General features: G+C 61.3%; 19 protein-coding genes. 17 read left to right on the top strand and 2 right to left on the bottom strand.

Going from position 1 to position 17,200, the window contains the following annotated elements; translation table 11 throughout:
* Window positions 1–17 precede the first annotated feature (17 nt).
* The 8 genes from IB254_RS23165 (at window position 18) to IB254_RS23200 (ending at window position 7,836) form a co-directional block, all read left to right on the top strand.
* Window positions 18–2,288, top strand: coding sequence for a chemotaxis protein CheA (locus IB254_RS23165; RefSeq protein ID WP_192419627.1), 2,271 nt, complete (start codon window positions 18–20; stop codon window positions 2,286–2,288).
* Window positions 2,289–2,338: 50 nt separating this feature from the next.
* Window positions 2,339–3,469: a protein-glutamate methylesterase/protein-glutamine glutaminase gene (locus tag IB254_RS23170; RefSeq protein WP_192419629.1), complete on the top strand. Its 1,131-nt coding sequence runs from the start codon at window positions 2,339–2,341 to the stop codon at window positions 3,467–3,469.
* Window positions 3,469–4,209 (top strand): flagellar motor protein, encoded by a 741-nt coding sequence (locus IB254_RS23175; RefSeq protein ID WP_008024616.1) that lies wholly within the window; start codon window positions 3,469–3,471, stop codon window positions 4,207–4,209. The genes IB254_RS23170 and IB254_RS23175 overlap by 1 nt, the downstream gene beginning before the upstream one ends.
* Before the next feature lie 15 nt (window positions 4,210–4,224).
* Complete coding sequence (motD, locus tag IB254_RS23180) at window positions 4,225–5,115, top strand: flagellar motor protein MotD (protein ID WP_008024618.1); 891 nt, start codon at window positions 4,225–4,227, stop codon at window positions 5,113–5,115.
* A gap of 39 nt (window positions 5,116–5,154) precedes the next feature.
* Window positions 5,155–5,943 (top strand): ParA family protein, encoded by a 789-nt coding sequence (locus IB254_RS23185; RefSeq protein ID WP_008039835.1) that lies wholly within the window; start codon window positions 5,155–5,157, stop codon window positions 5,941–5,943.
* Window position 5,944: 1 nt separating this feature from the next.
* A complete protein-coding gene (locus IB254_RS23190) occupies window positions 5,945–6,883 on the top strand; it encodes a CheW domain-containing protein (RefSeq protein ID WP_192419631.1) in 939 nt (312 codons plus the stop codon).
* Window positions 6,884–6,957: 74 nt separating this feature from the next.
* On the top strand, window positions 6,958–7,443 hold the full coding sequence (locus IB254_RS23195) for a chemotaxis protein CheW (RefSeq protein ID WP_008024622.1): 486 nt from the start codon (window positions 6,958–6,960) through the stop codon (window positions 7,441–7,443).
* Complete coding sequence (locus IB254_RS23200; protein ID WP_192419632.1) at window positions 7,444–7,836, top strand: DUF2802 domain-containing protein; 393 nt, start codon at window positions 7,444–7,446, stop codon at window positions 7,834–7,836.
* Window positions 7,837–8,132: 296 nt separating this feature from the next.
* Here IB254_RS23200 and IB254_RS23205 read toward each other — a convergent pair whose 3' ends face one another.
* Window positions 8,133–8,462, bottom strand: coding sequence for an EscU/YscU/HrcU family type III secretion system export apparatus switch protein (locus IB254_RS23205; protein WP_008026830.1), 330 nt, complete (start codon window positions 8,460–8,462; stop codon window positions 8,133–8,135).
* On the bottom strand, window positions 8,459–10,033 hold the full coding sequence (locus IB254_RS23210) for a flagellar hook-length control protein FliK (RefSeq protein ID WP_192419634.1): 1,575 nt from the start codon (window positions 10,031–10,033) through the stop codon (window positions 8,459–8,461). The genes IB254_RS23205 and IB254_RS23210 overlap by 4 nt, the downstream gene beginning before the upstream one ends.
* Before the next feature lie 196 nt (window positions 10,034–10,229).
* Here IB254_RS23210 and ccmA point away from each other — a divergent pair, with 196 nt between their 5' ends.
* From ccmA to ccmI, 9 genes are all read left to right on the top strand, one after another.
* Entirely contained in the window at window positions 10,230–10,865 is a 636-nt protein-coding gene (ccmA, locus tag IB254_RS23215) for a cytochrome c biogenesis heme-transporting ATPase CcmA (protein ID WP_008026825.1), read from the top strand.
* Window positions 10,862–11,530: a heme exporter protein CcmB gene (gene ccmB / locus IB254_RS23220; protein ID WP_008026823.1), complete on the top strand. Its 669-nt coding sequence runs from the start codon at window positions 10,862–10,864 to the stop codon at window positions 11,528–11,530. The genes ccmA and ccmB overlap by 4 nt, the downstream gene beginning before the upstream one ends.
* 78 nt (window positions 11,531–11,608) lie before the next feature.
* The gene (locus IB254_RS23225) at window positions 11,609–12,364 is read left to right on the top strand and encodes a heme ABC transporter permease (RefSeq protein ID WP_192419636.1); all 756 of its coding nucleotides are present in this window, start codon (window positions 11,609–11,611) and stop codon (window positions 12,362–12,364) included.
* A complete protein-coding gene (gene ccmD / locus IB254_RS23230; RefSeq protein ID WP_008026820.1) occupies window positions 12,361–12,537 on the top strand; it encodes a heme exporter protein CcmD in 177 nt (58 codons plus the stop codon). The genes IB254_RS23225 and ccmD overlap by 4 nt, the downstream gene beginning before the upstream one ends.
* Complete coding sequence (gene ccmE, locus IB254_RS23235; RefSeq protein ID WP_008026817.1) at window positions 12,534–12,989, top strand: cytochrome c maturation protein CcmE; 456 nt, start codon at window positions 12,534–12,536, stop codon at window positions 12,987–12,989. The genes ccmD and ccmE overlap by 4 nt, the downstream gene beginning before the upstream one ends.
* Before the next feature lie 3 nt (window positions 12,990–12,992).
* Entirely contained in the window at window positions 12,993–14,996 is a 2,004-nt protein-coding gene (locus IB254_RS23240) for a heme lyase CcmF/NrfE family subunit (RefSeq protein ID WP_192419638.1), read from the top strand.
* A complete protein-coding gene (locus IB254_RS23245; RefSeq protein ID WP_008026814.1) occupies window positions 14,993–15,529 on the top strand; it encodes a DsbE family thiol:disulfide interchange protein in 537 nt (178 codons plus the stop codon). The genes IB254_RS23240 and IB254_RS23245 overlap by 4 nt, the downstream gene beginning before the upstream one ends.
* A complete protein-coding gene (locus tag IB254_RS23250) occupies window positions 15,526–15,999 on the top strand; it encodes a cytochrome c-type biogenesis protein (protein ID WP_192419640.1) in 474 nt (157 codons plus the stop codon). Before IB254_RS23245 ends, IB254_RS23250 begins: the two co-directional genes overlap by 4 nt.
* Window positions 15,992–17,194 (top strand): c-type cytochrome biogenesis protein CcmI, encoded by a 1,203-nt coding sequence (gene ccmI, locus IB254_RS23255; RefSeq protein ID WP_192419642.1) that lies wholly within the window; start codon window positions 15,992–15,994, stop codon window positions 17,192–17,194. The genes IB254_RS23250 and ccmI overlap by 8 nt, the downstream gene beginning before the upstream one ends.
* Window positions 17,195–17,200 lie beyond the last annotated feature (6 nt).

Raw genomic sequence — 17,200 nt, forward strand, 5'->3', positions numbered from 1 at the left:
TTAGGAGCACCCCCTTAATGAGCTTCGGCGCCGATGAAGAGATCCTTCAGGATTTCCTGGTTGAGGCCGGCGAGATTCTAGAGCAACTGTCCGAACAGCTGGTCGAGCTTGAAAGCCGACCGGATGATGCGGACTTGCTCAATGCAATTTTTCGCGGTTTTCACACTGTAAAAGGGGGCGCCGGCTTCCTCCAGCTCAACGAGCTGGTGGAGTGCTGTCACATCGCCGAGAACGTGTTTGACATCCTGCGCAAGGGTGAACGTCGCGTCGACTCGGAATTGATGGACGTGGTTCTCGAAGCGCTGGACGCGGTGAACAGCATGTTCAGCGAAGTCCGCGAGCGTGGCCCGATAACGGCCGCCACGCCAGAATTGCTTGCGGCCCTGGCCCGTCTGGCCGAGCCGCAAACCGCCGATCAAGCCGCACCTGTGGCTGAAGTGGTGGAAGAGCCGGCTGCCGAAGCCGAATCAGGCGACATCACCGATAACGAATTCGAACAACTGCTGGACTCGCTGAACGCCGTCAAGGCTCAGGCTGAGGCCCCGGCCGCTGTTGCGCTGCCGGCCGGCGATGCCGCGACCAGCGATGAAATCACCGATGCCGAGTTCGAGTCATTGCTCGATCAGTTGCACGGCAAAGGCCAGTTCGCCGTCGACGCGGTGGCAACACCCGCTGCGCCTGCCGCACCGGCTGCGCCGAAAGCGCCAGGTGACAGTTCCGACATTACCGACGACGAGTTCGAAGCACTGCTCGATCAGCTGCACGGCAAGGGCAACTTTGCGGTCGATGCGCTGGAATCGGCCATTGCCTCGGTACCGACCCCGGCTGCGCCAACCGCAGCAGCGGCTGGCGGCGATCTGATCTCGGATCACGAGTTCGAATCGCTGCTCGACGAATTGCATGGCAAAGGCAAGTTCACTGAAGTCGGCACCGGTTCCGCCGCCTCTTCGGTAGCAACGCCCGTCGCCAAGGCCCCGGCACCTGTCGCCAAGGCGCCCGAACCAAAAGCCGAAGCAGCGAAGCCTGCTACCGCCGCTGCACCGAAACCTGCCGCCGCTGCTGCACCGGCGCCTGCCCGTGCAGCGGCCGCGCCGCCTGCGGAAAAACCGGCCAGCGAAGCCGAGACCACCGTGCGGGTCGACACCGCGCGTCTCGACGAAATCATGAACATGGTCGGCGAGCTGGTACTGGTGCGTAACCGCCTGGTTCGCCTGGGTGCCAACAGCGCTGATGAAGCCATGTCCAAAGCCGTGTCGAACCTCGACGTGGTCACGGCCGACTTGCAAACCGCGGTCATGAAGACCCGGATGCAACCGATCAAGAAAGTCTTCGGGCGCTTCCCGCGTCTGGTTCGCGACTTGGCTCGCCAGCTCAAGAAAGAGATCAACCTGGAATTGGTCGGCGAAGAAACCGACCTCGACAAAAACCTTGTCGAGGCCCTGGCCGACCCGCTGGTCCACTTGGTGCGCAACTCGGTCGACCACGGTATCGAAGAGCCGGCCGATCGCGAAGCGATGGGCAAACCGCGCAGCGGCAAAGTGATTTTGTCCGCTGAACAGGAAGGCGACCACATCCTGCTGTCCATCTCCGATGACGGCAAGGGCATGGACGCCGACGTGTTGCGCGGCATCGCGGTGAAGAAAGGTTTGATGGACAAGGATGCGGCGGACCGCCTCAGCGAGTCCGACTGCTTCAACCTGATCTTCGCACCGGGTTTCTCGACCAAGACCGAGATCTCCGACGTGTCGGGTCGTGGCGTGGGCATGGACGTGGTGAAAACCAAGATCGCCCAGCTCAACGGCACCATCAATATCTACTCGACCAAGGGCAAGGGCTCGAAGATCGTCATCAAGGTCCCGTTGACCCTGGCGATCATGCCGACGCTGATGGTCATGCTCGGCAACCAGGCGTTTGCGTTCCCGCTGGTGAACGTCAACGAGATCTTCCACCTCGACCTGTCGACCACCAACGTGGTGGACGGCCAGGAAGTGGTGATCGTGCGGGACAAGGCGCTGCCACTGTTCTACCTCAAGCGCTGGCTGGTCAGCTCCGCCGCTCACGAAGAGCAGCGCGAAGGCCATGTGGTGATCCTTTCGGTGGGCACCCAGCGGATCGGCTTCGTTGTCGATCAACTGGTCGGCCAGGAAGAAGTGGTCATCAAGCCATTGGGCAAAATGCTCCAGGGAACCCCGGGCATGTCGGGCGCCACCATCACCGGTGACGGTCGCATTGCGCTGATTCTCGATGTTCCGAGCATGCTCAAGCGTTACGCCGCACGGCGTATTTGATTCTGGGGGAGCGGGGCGACGAAGCCTCGCCCCCGCCTAACGGAGTGTTTATGGTAGTCAAAGTCCTGGTGGTGGACGATTCGGGGTTTTTCCGCCGCCGCGTCTCGGAAATTCTTTCAGCGGATTCGAATATCCAGGTCGTCGGTACGGCGACCAACGGAAAAGAGGCGATCGATCAGGCACTGGCCCTCAAGCCGGACGTGATCACCATGGACTACGAGATGCCGATGATGGATGGCATCACGGCAGTGCGGCACATCATGCAGCGCTGCCCGACGCCGGTGTTGATGTTCTCCTCGCTGACGCACGAAGGCGCCCGGGTCACCCTGGACGCGCTGGACGCCGGCGCGGTGGATTTCCTGCCGAAGAATTTCGAAGACATCTCGCGCAATCCCGAGAAGGTCAAGCAACTGCTGTGCGAGAAGATTCTCAGCATCTCGCGCAGTAACCGTCGTGTCAGCGCCTACAGCGCGCCGGCACCGGTCGCTGCACCCGCACCGACACCTGCGCCTTCCACCATCGGCAGTTATGGCAGCAGCGCACCTGCTCGTCCGGCCCCCGCACCGATCCCGGCTCGCACATTCGCAGCCAGCCCATCGTCGCCAGCGCCGAAACGCAAAGCCTACAAACTGGTTGCCATCGGCACGTCCACGGGCGGCCCGGTTGCCCTGCAACGGGTTCTGACCCAGTTGCCGGCCAATTTCCCGGCCCCGATCGTGTTGATCCAGCACATGCCGGCCGCCTTCACCAAGGCGTTCGCCGAGCGTCTGGACAAGCTCTGCCGCATCAGCGTCAAGGAAGCCGAGGATGGCGACATCCTGCGTCCGGGCCTGGCGCTGCTGGCGCCAGGTGGCAAGCAAATGATGATCGACGGCCGTGGCGCGGTGAAAATCCTGCCGGGCGACGAACGTCTGAACTACAAGCCGTGTGTGGACATCACGTTCGGTTCGGCCGCCAAGTCCTACGGTGACAAAGTTCTGGCGGTGGTACTGACCGGCATGGGTGCCGACGGTCGTGAAGGCGCGCGCCTGCTCAAGCAGGGCGGCAGCTCGATCTGGGCTCAGGACGAAGCCAGTTGCGTGATCTACGGCATGCCGATGGCCATCGTCAAAGCCGAACTCGCCGATGCGGTGTACGGTCTCGACGACATTGGCAAGCACCTGGTCGAGGCGTGCATCTGATGGACGTACTCAGCCTTATCGGGATCATCATGGCGTTCGTCGCCATCATCGGTGGCAACTTCCTTGAAGGCGGCCATCTCGGCGCGCTGGCCAACGGTCCGGCAGCGTTGATCGTGCTTGGCGGGACTGTTGGCGCGGCGCTGCTGCAATCGCCGATGAGCGCGTTCAAGCGCGCCATGCAGATTGTTGGCTGGATCCTGTTCCCGCCACGCGTGGACCTGGCCGGCGGCGTCGACCGCGTGGTGAACTGGAGCCTGACCGCCCGCAAGGAAGGTCTGCTCGGTCTGGAAGGTATCGCCGACGCCGAACCCGACGCCTACTCGCGCAAAGGCCTGCAACTGCTGGTGGACGGTGCCGAGCCGGAAGCGATTCGCAGCATTCTGGAAGTGGATTTCTACACCCAGGAAAGCCGCGACATCGAAGCCGCCAAAGTCTTCGAAAGCATGGGCGGCTACGCGCCGACCATCGGCATCATCGGTGCGGTGATGGGCCTGATCCATGTCATGGGCAACCTGGCCGATCCGTCGCAACTGGGCAGCGGCATCGCCGTGGCCTTCGTCGCCACCATCTACGGTGTCGCCAGTGCCAACCTGGTGCTGTTGCCGATTGCCGCCAAACTCAAATCCGTTGCATTGCGTCAGTCGCGTTATCGCGAAATGTTGCTGGAAGGCATCCTGTCGATCGCCGAAGGTGAAAACCCTCGCTCTATTGAGTTGAAGCTTCAGGGCTTCATGGATTGATGGGAGACATGGACCATGGCACGCCGTCGCCAACCTGAAGAACACGTAAACCATGAACGCTGGCTCGTTTCCTATGCCGACTTCATTACGTTGCTGTTCGCCTTTTTCGTGGTGATGTACTCGATCTCTTCGATCAACGAAGGCAAGTACAAGATCATCTCGCAAGCGTTGATCGGCGTGTTCACCGATTCGGATCGTTCGCTCCAGCCGATCCCTATCGGTGAAGAGCGTCCGAAAACCGTGACCCCGGCCAAGCCGCTGGTCAAGGACAGCGAACAGGTCGACGCCGGCATCGCCGGTGCCAGCGACCCGCTGAAAAGCATTGCCGATGACATCAGCGCCGCGTTCGGCGACTTGATCAGCTCCAACCAGATGACCGTTCGCGGCAACGAGCTGTGGGTCGAGATCGAACTCAATTCCAGCCTGTTGTTCGGCAGCGGCGATGCCATGCCCAGCGACATGGCGTTCAACATCATCGATAAGGTCGCAGTGATCCTGAGGCCGTTCGACAACCCGATTCACGTCGAAGGTTTCACCGACGATCAACCGATCCGCACCGCGCAATACCCGACCAACTGGGAGCTGTCCTCGGCCCGTTCGGCGAGCATCGTGCGGATGCTGGCGATGCAGGGGGTAAATCCTGGTCGTTTGGCGTCGGTGGGTTACGGCGAATTCCAGCCGGTGGCCAACAACGCGACCGCCGAAGGCCGTGCGCGCAACCGTCGTGTGGTGTTGGTGGTGTCACGAAATCTTGATGTCCGTCGCAGTCTCACTGGCACCGGAACCGCTCATGCGCAACCGGATGCCGCGTTGAAGCGTGCTGGCACACAAACTGCACCTGCACCAGTCAAGTCGCCGGGACGAGAGAGCGCCGTCAATTCTCCGTCACCCGCATTAACACGTTGAGCTATTTCCCGGTCGAATCGACCGGGAGGAACAATCCGAATGAGAGTCTGGGCCGTTGCCAATCAAAAGGGTGGTGTTGGTAAAACCACTTCCTCTATCGCTTTAGCCGGGTTGCTGGCTGAGGCGGGCAAGCGCGTGGTCGTGGTCGATCTCGATCCCCACGGCTCGATGACCAGCTACTTCGGTTACGACCCCGACAGCCTGGAACACAGCAGCTACGACCTGTTCCTGCACCGGGGCAGCGTGCCGCAAGGCTTGCCCGGTCAGTTGCTGTTGCCCACCAGTCACGCGAGTATTTCCCTGTTGCCGTCGAGCACCGCGCTGGCGACGCTTGAGCGCCAGTCGCCGGGGCAGAGTGGTTTGGGCCTGGTGATTGCCAAGAGCCTGGCGCAATTGTGGCAGGACTTCGATTACGCGGTGATCGACAGCCCGCCGTTGCTCGGTGTGCTGATGGTCAATGCCTTGGCGGCCAGTCAGCAATTGGTGATTCCGGTGCAGACCGAGCACCTGGCGGTCAAAGGCCTGGAGCGCATGGTCAATACGCTGGCGATGATCAACCGTTCGCGCAAGCAGCCATTGGCATTCAACATCGTGCCGACCCTGTTCGACCGGCGCACGCAGGCGTCGCTCGGGACCTTGCGGGTGTTGCGCGACAAGTATCCGGAAGAAATCTGGCAAGGCTACATCCCGGTCGATACGCGTTTGCGCGACGCCAGCCGTGCCGGCGTGACGCCTTCGCAATTCGACGGCAAGAGCCGCGGCGTGCTGGCCTATCGCGCGCTGCTCAAGCACTTGCTGACGCAGCAATCCGTTGCGCAGGTGGCGTGAAATGAATCGCCCGGTAAAAATCACTTCCCGTCCGCAACTTGCGCTCCAGTCCTATCTGGACAGCTTGTTGATGGACGCGACCGAAGAGTTGCCGCCGGAAATCGAAGCGATTCCCGAGGTGGTCGAGGTTGAAGCGGCGCTGGACGAATTCCAGGCCGCGGTGCTTGAAGAGCAGGCGCGCGATGCGCAGAAGCCGGCCGAGAAACCGCCAGTCGTTGCCGCGCCGCTCACCGCACCTGTGGTGAAAGCCCCGGTGGCGCTGATGGAAGCGCCGGCTCTGGCGCCGGTATCGACCATCGCACCGCTGCTGCAAGCGCTGGTTCCGCCGACCGCTCCGCTGCTGCAAGAGCTGGTACCGCCGACAGCACCGCAGTTGCAAGCGCTCGTGCCGCCGATCGTCGAAGTCCATCTGCCGCCGAGCAACACGCCGCCGCCAGTGGAAACCGACGGCCGTCCCGCGTGGGCCGCCGAACCGTTCGAATGCCTGTTGTTCGATGTCGCCGGGTTGACCCTGGCGGTGCCGCTGGTGTGCCTGGGCTCGATTTATTCCCTGGCCGGTCAGGAACTGACACCGCTGTTCGGTCAGCCGGAATGGTTCCTCGGAATCCTGCCGAGCCAGGCCGGCAACCTGAAAGTGCTCGATACCGCCCGTTGGGTCATGCCCGACCGCTATCGCGATGACTTCCGTCAGGGCCTGCAATACGTTATTTCGGTTCAGGGCTACGAGTGGGGGCTGGCAGTGCATCAGGTCAGCCGCTCGTTGCGTCTGGACCCGAACGAAATCAAATGGCGCACCCACCGGGGTCAACGGCCATGGCTGGCGGGCACGGTGATTGAACACATGTGTGCGTTGCTCGACGTTTCCGAACTGGCCGAGCTGATCGCCAGCGGTGGGGCGAAGCACATGGGCGGCGGCAAGCCGTCCCACAAACCGACATAAAAAACACGCGGGGCAAGTGACTTGCCATCGCACTGAACACACACCGCTAGGGCGGTTTTTCGAGGGGTCAGGGTATGAATGATAAGGCGTCGTCTGCAAAAGGTTCCGAAGATCCGATCCTGCAATGGGTAACCTTCAAGCTGGACAATGAAACCTACGGCATCAACGTGATGCGCGTTCAGGAAGTCCTGCGCTACACCGAAATCGCCCCGGTCCCGGGTGCCCCGAGCTACGTGCTGGGCATCATCAACCTGCGCGGCAATGTGGTGACCGTGATCGACACCCGTCAGCGCTTCGGCCTGATGAATGCCGAGATCAGCGACAACACCCGGATCGTCATCATCGAAGCCGACAAGCAAGTGGTCGGGATCATGGTCGACAGCGTGGCTGAAGTGGTTTACCTGCGTCAGTCGGAAATCGAAACCGCGCCGAACGTGGGTAACGAAGAGTCCGCCAAGTTCATTCAAGGCGTGTGCAACAAGAACAACGAATTGCTGATCCTGGTCGAGCTGGACAAGATGATGAGCGAAGAAGAATGGTCGGAACTGGAGAGTATCTGATTGATTCTTGAGGTTGCGGTCATTGTCCTGTTCCTCTTCTGGGCAGGCACGCTGGCAATGTTTCTGGCGTACATTCGCGGTCAGCGGCATATCGCCGCGCAACAGGCCGAGGGCGATGCGCTGCGCGATCAGCGCATCAAGGACCTGGGCAAACGCGTCGACAACTACCAGAACGGCAGCGTGCGCATGGGTGAAGACCTGCACGAGCTGCGCGCGGTAGTCGGGCCGTTGCCGGACAAGCTGGCTCAGCTTGAACAGCGCGACCCGTCGAGCCTGTCGTTTGCCCAGGCAGCACGCCTGGTCGGAATGGGCGCGAGCGTCGATGAACTGACTCAGTCCTGCGGCTTGACCCAGGCTGAGGCGGAGTTGATGAGCAAGCTGCACAAGAACTGACAACGCTTTTGTAGTAGCCGGCTTGCTGGCGATGGCGTCCGAAAGGGCGCTGCAAGACTCAAGGCCGCTTCGCCGGCAAGCCGGCTCCTACAGGGTTTGGTGTGTTCCCGGACTTTTCACACGACGGCGATTTTGTAGGCGCTGGCTTGCCAGCGATGGCGTCCGAAAGGGCGCTGCAAGACTCAAGGCCGCTTCGCCGGCAAGCCGGCTCCTACAGGTCAGTGGTGTTCACAGGTTCGTGCTACACCACAAAAAACTGTAGGAGCCGGCTTGCTGGCGATAGCGTCTTCGAATCCTCAGTAATCATCCCCGCGATCGGTGATGTCCTTCTCGATCATCGGTGCACTCGGGTCATGCCCCGCCGGAAACTTGCCTTTCAGGTTCCAGGCAAACGCAATGATCTCGGCGATCGTGCGGTACAACTCCTCCGGAATACTGTCCCCAAGCTCCATCCTCGCGAGCAATTTCACCAGCTCGGCGTTTTCGTAGATCGGTACTTCATAATCGCGGGCAATCTTGAGGATTTCTTCCGCCAGTTCTTCGTCGCCCTTGGCCGTGAGGGTAGGGGCGTGGGTGCCGTCGTATTTGAGGGCGATGGCCTGGCGTGGAGTATCGGGATTTCTCATGCGGTTTCGTCGACCCAACGTTGTTCCAGACGGGTTTGAGGACCTTGCGGCGGTGTGCCAAGGTGGCAATCGAGATCACCGACATTCAGGCCAGATGCCAGCAAGCGTTCGCGCAGCCCGACAAGATTGCTCTCGATCAGACTCGCGGTGTACGGCCGCTCGGCCCACAGCTGGCTGGACAGGCTGCCGTTGATCAACTGCGCCTGAATCTGCAACGGCCCCAACGGCTCCATGTCGAACGCCAACTCGACGCGCCACAGTTGTTGCTTGGGCTCGCGTTCGTCACGGCGTTCATTGGGTTGTTCTTTCTCCGGCGCTTCCTCGCGCTGGAACTTGACCTGCAGCGGCACAATGTCCTGCATATTGCGCATCGGGATTTCCAGCTGCCAGGTGCTCATCAGCCGACCGTCGTCCGTAACGCCGGTTTGCTCCAGGCTCGACAGTTGATGGCTTTGCAGGCGTGAAACCGCCGCTGCCGCCAGACGCAGCAAGTGCTCCAGATCACCTTCGCCGTCCGCGCTCTGCAGGAAGCGTTCCGGCAAAGGAAAACTGGTCGGCTGCGGTTTGGCGCTGACCTGGCCGAGCATGCCCAGGGCGCTACGCACAAAGCTAGGCATGGTCTGGGCCAACGTGTTGGCAGCGATGATCGCATTGAGATTGGTGTTGGCCGGCAACCCCGGTGTCAGTTGCGCGATCAACTTCAGCAAATCACCTTTCATGTCCGGTGCCAGCGTCGGATTCGTCCCGGCGAGCAGTTTCGCCTCAAGGAACAGCCCGCTATTGGCCAGCGCCTGGGCCAGGCCTTTTGGCGTGCTGAGTTGTTGCACGTCCGGCAGGCCGGCGAGCAACTTGTCCACGGCGATACGCAGGTCGCTGGATGTCTGATTCGAGGCTGGCAGGTTTTGCAGCAGTTTCAGTAATCCGTCCAGCGAGCCCTGGCGGCTCTGTTGGCTGACCAGTTGCTGGGTGACGGCCAGTTGCTCCTGGCGGCTGCTCAACGGGACGAATTTCAGGGTCTGGGTGTCTTGCACCAGCGCGCTCAGCAAAGTGCCGATGCGCAGCGGCGTCGGGCTGTCGATGTTCAGGGTGCTGCCGCTCAGCGCCGTATTGAGCAAGCTCACCATCGAACGAAACACCGTCGGCTGGCCCGGCACTTGCGGCAGCACCTGGGAGGTCAGCACTTTGCCTTGCAGCAGGGTGCCCACCGGCAGTTGTGTGGTGTCGATGCGGGTGAGGGTGGCGACGCTGGAGGCAATGGCTTGTTGCACCGTCACGGCGAGGTTGCCGGCCGATGGCTGGGTAATTGCCAGGTTCGTGCCCTGTGGCAGCGGTTGGCTGCTGGTGGCCTGAACCGTGGTCTGACGGCCGCTTTCAAGGGTGACCTTGAGCAGCAGTTGAAAGGACTGATCCGCCTGCTTCAGCGACAGCACTTCGGCTTTGGCGGTCTGCCCGACGGTAATCAGGCCCTCCATCGGCGTCAGCAGCTTGAGCAGTTCGCCACTCACCACCTGCGGTCGCGACGTCGCGGGCGTGGTCGGTGGTAGCGGGAGGATGTTCATTTCGCCTGTCATACGCGGTCACAACCTGAGGAAATTGCCCTCTTTAGAGTAGGGCATGGCATGTATAATGCCGCCCGTCTTTCGGAGAGTGGCGAAAACATTGCAATTGATTGACGCAGCTCTCTAGAACAGGCCGCCAATGCATCTATGCTGCATCTCTTTAGCGGCCGCACCGCCGCCGACTTGAACCGTAAAGGCCCGTGATCTCTTGACCAGTCCAGTCCTGCAAACCGTTGCCCTTGCCTGTGAGCGAGACCTTCGACTGCTCTTCGAAAATCTCGAATTGAGACTGGCCAGTGGCGAAATGTTGCAAATCAGCGGCCCCAACGGCAGTGGCAAAACCAGCCTTTTGCGTTTGCTTTCGGGTCTGATGCAACCGACCGCCGGTCAAGTGCTGCTCAATGGCCAGCCGCTGAACGAACAACGCAGCGAACTGGCGCGCAATCTGCTGTGGATCGGTCATGCCGCGGGCATCAAGGATCTGCTGACCCCCGAAGAAAACCTCAGCTGGCTCTGCGCGCTGCATCAACCGGCCTCCCATGAAGCCATTTGGGCAGCGCTTGCTGCTGTCGGACTGCGCGGTTTTGAAGATGTTCCGTGCCACACCCTGTCCGCCGGTCAGCAGCGCCGCGTGGCCCTGGCGCGGTTGTATCTGGACAGCCCGCCGCTGTGGATCCTCGACGAGCCGTTCACTGCGCTCGACAAGCAAGGCGTGGCGCAACTCGAAGAACACCTGGCCGCGCACTGTGAGCGTGGCGGCATGGTGGTACTGACCACGCACCATACGCTGAGTCGAATGCCGACCGGCTATCGCGACATTGATCTGGGGAATTGGGCCGTATGAGTGTTTTCGGCCTGTTGGTCGCCCGTGAGGCTCGCTTGTTGTTCCGCCGTCCGGCGGAATTGGCCAATCCGTTGGTGTTCTTCGCGATCGTGGTTTCGCTGTTCCCGTTGGCGGTCGGTCCCGAGTCTCAATTGTTGCAAACCTTGTCTCCGGGACTGGTCTGGGTGGCCGCCCTTTTATCGGTTTTGCTCTCGCTGGACGGGCTTTTCCGCAGTGATTTCGAAGACGGTTCCCTTGAGCAGTGGGTCCTTTCGCCGCACCCCCTGCCTCTTCTGGTTTTGGCCAAGGTACTGGCACACTGGGCCTTCTCTGGTCTGGCACTGGTTTTGCTCGCTCCACTGCTGGCGTTGATGCTCGGTTTACCCACCGCCTGTCTGCCCGTGTTGCTGCTTTCCCTGTTGCTGGGTACACCGGTGCTGAGCCTGCTCGGTGCGGTGGGCGCGGCCCTGACGGTAGGCTTGAAGCGGGGCGGCTTGTTGCTGGCCCTGCTGATTCTGCCGTTGTACATCCCGGTGTTGATTCTCGGCAGTGGCGCCTTGCAGGCGGCATTGCAGGGCATGCCGGCGATCGGTTATCTCCTGTGGCTTGGTAGCCTGACCGCCCTGGCGATAACCCTGACACCTTTTGCAATAGCTGCTGGCCTGAAGATCAGCGTCGGCGAATAATGAGGTCTGGTTAAATTTTAACCAGTAAAGACCCTAGGCTGCTCGTGATGGCGAGCAGCAACCGTGATGGAAACAGTAATGAACTGGACCTGGTTTCATAAGCTCGGCTCACCCAAATGGTTTTACGGCATCAGCGGCAAACTGCTGCCGTGGCTGAGCATCGGAGCGTTGCTGCTGATCAGCATTGGTGTCGTTTGGGGCCTGGCCTTCGCGCCGCCGGACTACCAGCAAGGCAACAGCTTTCGCATCATCTATATCCACGTTCCCGCCGCCATGCTGGCGCAGTCCGTCTACGTGATGCTGGCGGTGTGCGGCATCGTCGGGCTGGTGTGGAAAATGAAACTGGCCGACGTCGCCCTGCAATGCGCGGCGCCCATCGGTGCCTGGATGACCGCCGTGGCGCTGGTCACCGGCGCGATCTGGGGCAAACCGACCTGGGGTTCGTGGTGGGTCTGGGATGCACGACTTACGTCCATGTTGATTCTGCTGTTTCTGTACTTCGGTCTCATTGCGCTGGGCAACGCCATCAGCAATCGTGACAGCGCGGCCAAGGCCTGCGCGGTGCTGGCGATTGTCGGCGTGATCAATATCCCGATCATCAAATACTCGGTGGAGTGGTGGAACACCCTGCATCAGGGCGCGACCTTCACCCTCACCGAAAAACCGGCGATGCCGGTCGAAATGTGGCTGCCATTGCTGCTGACGGTGCTGGGTTTCTACTGTTTCTTCGGCGCGGTTTTGCTGCTGCGCATGCGCCTTGAAGTGCTCAAGCGCGAGCCCCGCGCCAGTTGGGTGAAAGCCGAAGTGCAGAACAGCCTGGAGGCCGCTCGATGACTTTTGCTTCATTCGGCGACTTCCTCGCCATGGGCCATCACGGCCTGTATGTCTGGTCAGCCTACGGCATCAGCCTGGCAGTGCTGGCCCTCAACGTGGCGGCGCCGATCCTGGCCCGCAAGCGGTATCTGCAACAAGAGGCGCGTCGTCTGCGCCGGGAGAACGGCAAGTGAATCCGCTGCGCAAAAAGCGTCTTATCATCATTCTCGCGATCCTGGTCGGTGTCGGCGCTGCCGTCGGTCTGGCCCTGAGCGCCCTGCAGCAGAACATCAATCTGTTTTACACCCCGACGCAAATCGCCAACGGCGAAGCGCCGCAAGACACGCGTATCCGTGCGGGCGGCATGGTCGAGAAGGGGTCGCTGCAACGCTCCGGCGATTCGCTGGACGTGAAATTCATCGTCACCGACTTCAACAAGTCCGTGACCATCAGTTACCGCGGCATCCTCCCGGACCTGTTCCGCGAAGGGCAGGGCATCGTCGCGCTGGGCAAACTGAACGCCGACGGCGTGGTGGTGGCTGACGAAGTGCTGGCCAAGCACGATGAGAAATACATGCCGCCGGAAGTGACCAAGGCTTTGAAAGACAGTGGTCAATCTGCTCCAACGCCCGCGAAGGAGGGTTGATCGATGACGTCTGCACTTTATAGTTCAGGGCTGTTCATCCCCGAACTCGGCCATCTGGCCATGATTCTGGCGCTGTGTTTCGCGCTGGTTCAGGCCGTGGTGCCGTTGCTCGGTGCCTGGCGCGGTGATCGTTTGTGGATGAGCCTGGCCCAGCCGGCCGCCTGGGGGCAGTTCGCGTTTCTGCTGTTCGCTTTCGGTTGCCTGACCTACGCATTCATGGCCGACGACTTCTCCGTCGCCTACGTCGCCAGCAACTCCAACAGCGCCTTGCCGTGGTACTACAAGTTCAGTGCAGTGTGGGGCGCGCATGAAGGTTCGTTGCTGTTGTGGGCATTGATCCTCGGCGGCTGGACCTTCGCCGTGTCGGTGTTCTCCCGGCAGTTGCCGCAAGTGATGCTGGCGCGGGTGCTGGCGGTGATGGGCATGATCAGCACCGGTTTCCTGCTGTTCCTGATCCTTACCTCCAACCCGTTTGCACGGATTCTGCCGCAGATTCCGGCGGACGGTCGTGACCTCAACCCGCTGCTGCAAGACATCGGCCTGATCGTTCACCCGCCGATGCTGTACATGGGCTACGTCGGTTTCTCCGTGGCCTTCGCGTTCGCCATCGCGGCATTGCTCGGCGGTCGTCTCGATGCGGCGTGGGCGCGTTGGTCGCGTCCATGGACCATCGTCGCCTGGGCCTTCCTCGGTATCGGCATCACGCTCGGTTCGTGGTGGGCTTACTACGAACTCGGCTGGGGCGGCTGGTGGTTCTGGGACCCGGTGGAAAACGCCTCCTTCATGCCTTGGCTGGTGGGCACTGCGCTGATTCACTCGTTGGCGGTCACGGAAAAACGTGGCGTGTTCAAGAGCTGGACCGTGTTGCTGGCCATCGCTGCGTTCTCGTTGAGCTTGCTGGGTACGTTCCTGGTGCGTTCCGGCGTGCTGACCTCGGTTCACGCCTTTGCCTCCGATCCGGAGCGCGGCGTGTTCATCCTGATTTTCCTGCTGTTCGTGGTGGGCGGTTCGCTGACGCTGTTTGCCCTGCGCGCGCCGGTGGTGAAGAGCCATGTCGGCTTCAACCTCTGGTCTCGTGAAACCTTGCTGCTGGGTAACAACCTGGTGCTGGTGGTAGCAGCGTCGATGATCCTGCTCGGCACCTTGTACCCGCTGATTCTCGATGCAATGACCGGCGCAAAACTGTCCGTAGGCCCGCCGTATTTCAACGCGCTGTTCATTCCGTTGATGGCGTTGCTGATGGTGGTGATGGCGGTTGGCATGCTGGTGCGCTGGAAAGACACGCCGGTCAAATGGCTGATGAGCATGTTGACCCCGGTGTTGCTCGGCAGCGCCGCGCTGGCCGTGGTGGCTGGCGTCGCTTATGGCGATTTCAACTGGGCAGTGATCGCGACGTTCATGCTGGCCGCCTGGGTGTTGCTGGCCGGTATCCGCGACATTTTCGACAAGACCCGCCACAAAGGCCTGATCAAAGGCCTGCCGACCCTGACTCGCAGCTATTGGGGCATGCAGCTTGCGCATTTGGGCATCGCCGTGTGCGCGCTCGGTGTCGTGCTGTCGAGCCAGAACAGCGCCGAACGTGACCTGCGCCTGGCACCGGGCGAGTCCATGGACCTGGGCGGTTATCAGTTCGTGTTCGAAGGCGCCAAGCACTTCGAAGGCCCGAACTTCACCTCCGACAAAGGCACCGTACGGGTAATCCGCGACGGCAAGGAAATCAGCGTGTTGCACCCGGAAAAACGCCTGTACACCGTGCAGAACTCGGTGATGACTGAAGCCGGGATCGACGCCGGATTCACCCGCGACCTCTATGTCGCACTCGGCGAGCCGCTGGGTGATGGCGCCTGGGCCGTGCGCGTGCACGTCAAACCGTTCGTGCGCTGGATCTGGTTCGGCGGTCTGCTGACCGGTTTGGGCGGGCTGCTGGCGGCGCTGGATCGTCGTTATCGGGTCAAGGTGAAAAGCCGCGTGCGTGAAGCATTGGGCATGACGGGAGCGACTGCATGAGACGTTGGTTGATGCTGTTGCCGCTGGCGATTTTTCTGGTGGTGGCTGTTTTCCTTTATCGCGGGCTCTATCTGGACCCGGCGGAGCTGCCTTCGGCAATGATCGGCAAGCCGTTCCCGGAGTTTTCCCTGCCCGCGGTGCAGGGCGACAAGAGCCTGACCAAGGCAGATATTCTCGGTAAACCGGCGCTGGTCAACGTGTGGGGCACCTGGTGCATTTCCTGCCGGGTCGAGCACCCGGTGTTGAACAAACTGGCCGAGAAGGGCGTGGTGATCTACGGCATCAACTACAAGGACATCAATGCGGATGCCTTGAAGTGGCTGGTGGAGTTCCACAACCCCTATCAACTGGACATCCGTGACGACGAAGGCACGCTGGGCCTGAACCTCGGCGTATACGGCGCTCCGGAAACCTTCTTCATCGACGCCAAGGGCATCATCCGCGACAAATTCGTCGGCGTGATCGACGAGCAGGTCTGGCGCGAAAAACTGGCGGCCAAGTATCAGGCGCTGGTGGACGAGGCCAAGCCATGAAGCGTTGGATAGCTGCCGCTGTATTGGGTTTGAGCATGGCCGGCGTGGCGCACGCGGCCATCGACACCTATGAGTTTGCCAAAGAAGCTGATCGCGAGCGTTTTCGCGAGCTGACCAAAGAGCTGCGTTGCCCCAAGTGCCAGAATCAGGACATCGCCGATTCCAACGCACCGATCGCCGCCGACCTGCGCAAAGAGATTTTCCGCATGCTGGGCGAGGGCAAGGACAATCAGCAGATCATCGATTTCATGGTCGATCGCTATGGTGATTTCGTCCGCTACAAACCCGCACTCAACGCCAAGACTGCCTTGCTCTGGTTCGGCCCCGCCGGCCTGCTGCTGGGCGGTTTTGTGATCATCGCCGTGATCGTCCGCCGCCGTCGCGTCCAACGCGCTGATGCCAAGGATGAGCTTTCTGCCGAGGAGCGCGAGCGCCTCGATCAACTGTTGGATAAAACCAAGAATGATTGATTTCTGGCTCGCTGCAGGTCTGCTGCTTCTGGTTGCCCTGAGTTTTCTGCTGATCCCCGTTCTGCGTGGCCGCCGCGCCCAGCTTGAAGAGGATCGTACCGCCCTGAACGTCGCGCTGTATCAAGAGCGCGTGGCTGAGTTGCAAGCCGAGCAGGAAGAGGGCGTGCTCAACGCTGCGCAACTGGAAACCGGTCGCGCCGAAGCTGCTCGTGAGTTGCTCGCCGACACCGAAGGCACCGAGGCGCCGCGCGTTTCCCGTCTGGGCAAACCGTGGCCATTGCTGGCGGCGATTCTGGTGCCGGTGTTGGGGCTTGGGCTCTACCTGCATTTCGGCGCCAGCGACAAGGTCGAACTGACCCGGGAATTCTCCCAGGCACCGCAGTCGATGGAAGAGATGACCCGCCGTCTGGAACGCGCCGTCGCTGCTCAACCGGATTCGGCCGAAGGCCTGTACTTCCTGGGTCGCACTTACATGGCGCAGGATCGTCCCGCCGACGCGGCGAAGATCTTCGAGCGCACGGTGAACCTGGCCGGTCGTCAGCCGGAACTGCTCGGCCAATGGGCGCAAGCCCAGTACTTCGCCGATGGCAAGAAGTGGTCGGACAAGGTTCAGGCCCTGACCGACGAAGCGCTGAAAGCCGATCCGAAGGAAGTCACCAGCCTTGGCCTGCTCGGTATTGCCGCGTTTGAAAGCGCGCATTATCAGGACGCCATCGATTACTGGAATCGCCTGTTGGTGCAACTGCCACCGGAAGACGGTTCCCGCGCTGCACTGCAAGGCGGTATTGCCCGGGCTACCGAGAAACTCGAAGCCAGCGGCGGCAAGGTTGCCCAGGCGCCTGCGCCCAAGGTTGCGGCGCTGCTCAAGGTCAGCGTCGATCTGGCGCCAGAGCTCAAGGCCAAGGTTCAGCCGGGTGACAGCGTGTTCATTTTCGCCCGCGCCACCTCGGGGCCTCCAGCACCATTGGCCGCCAAACGCCTGACCGTGGCTGACTTGCCGGCGACCGTCGAACTGGGCGATGCCGACGCAATGATGCCGCAGTTGAAACTGTCGAACTTTCCTGAAGTCCAACTGGTTGCGCGCATCTCACGTGCTGGCCAGCCGACTGCCGGCGAATGGATCGGTCGCAGCCAGCCTCTGGCCACCAGCACCACCGCGGCGCAAAAACTGACCATCGACAGCCCAGACAAATAACAGGAA

Origin of the sequence: Pseudomonas sp. PDM03, assembly GCF_014852385.1 — a bacterium.
In the GTDB taxonomy this organism is placed as follows: domain Bacteria; phylum Pseudomonadota; class Gammaproteobacteria; order Pseudomonadales; family Pseudomonadaceae; genus Aquipseudomonas; species Aquipseudomonas migulae.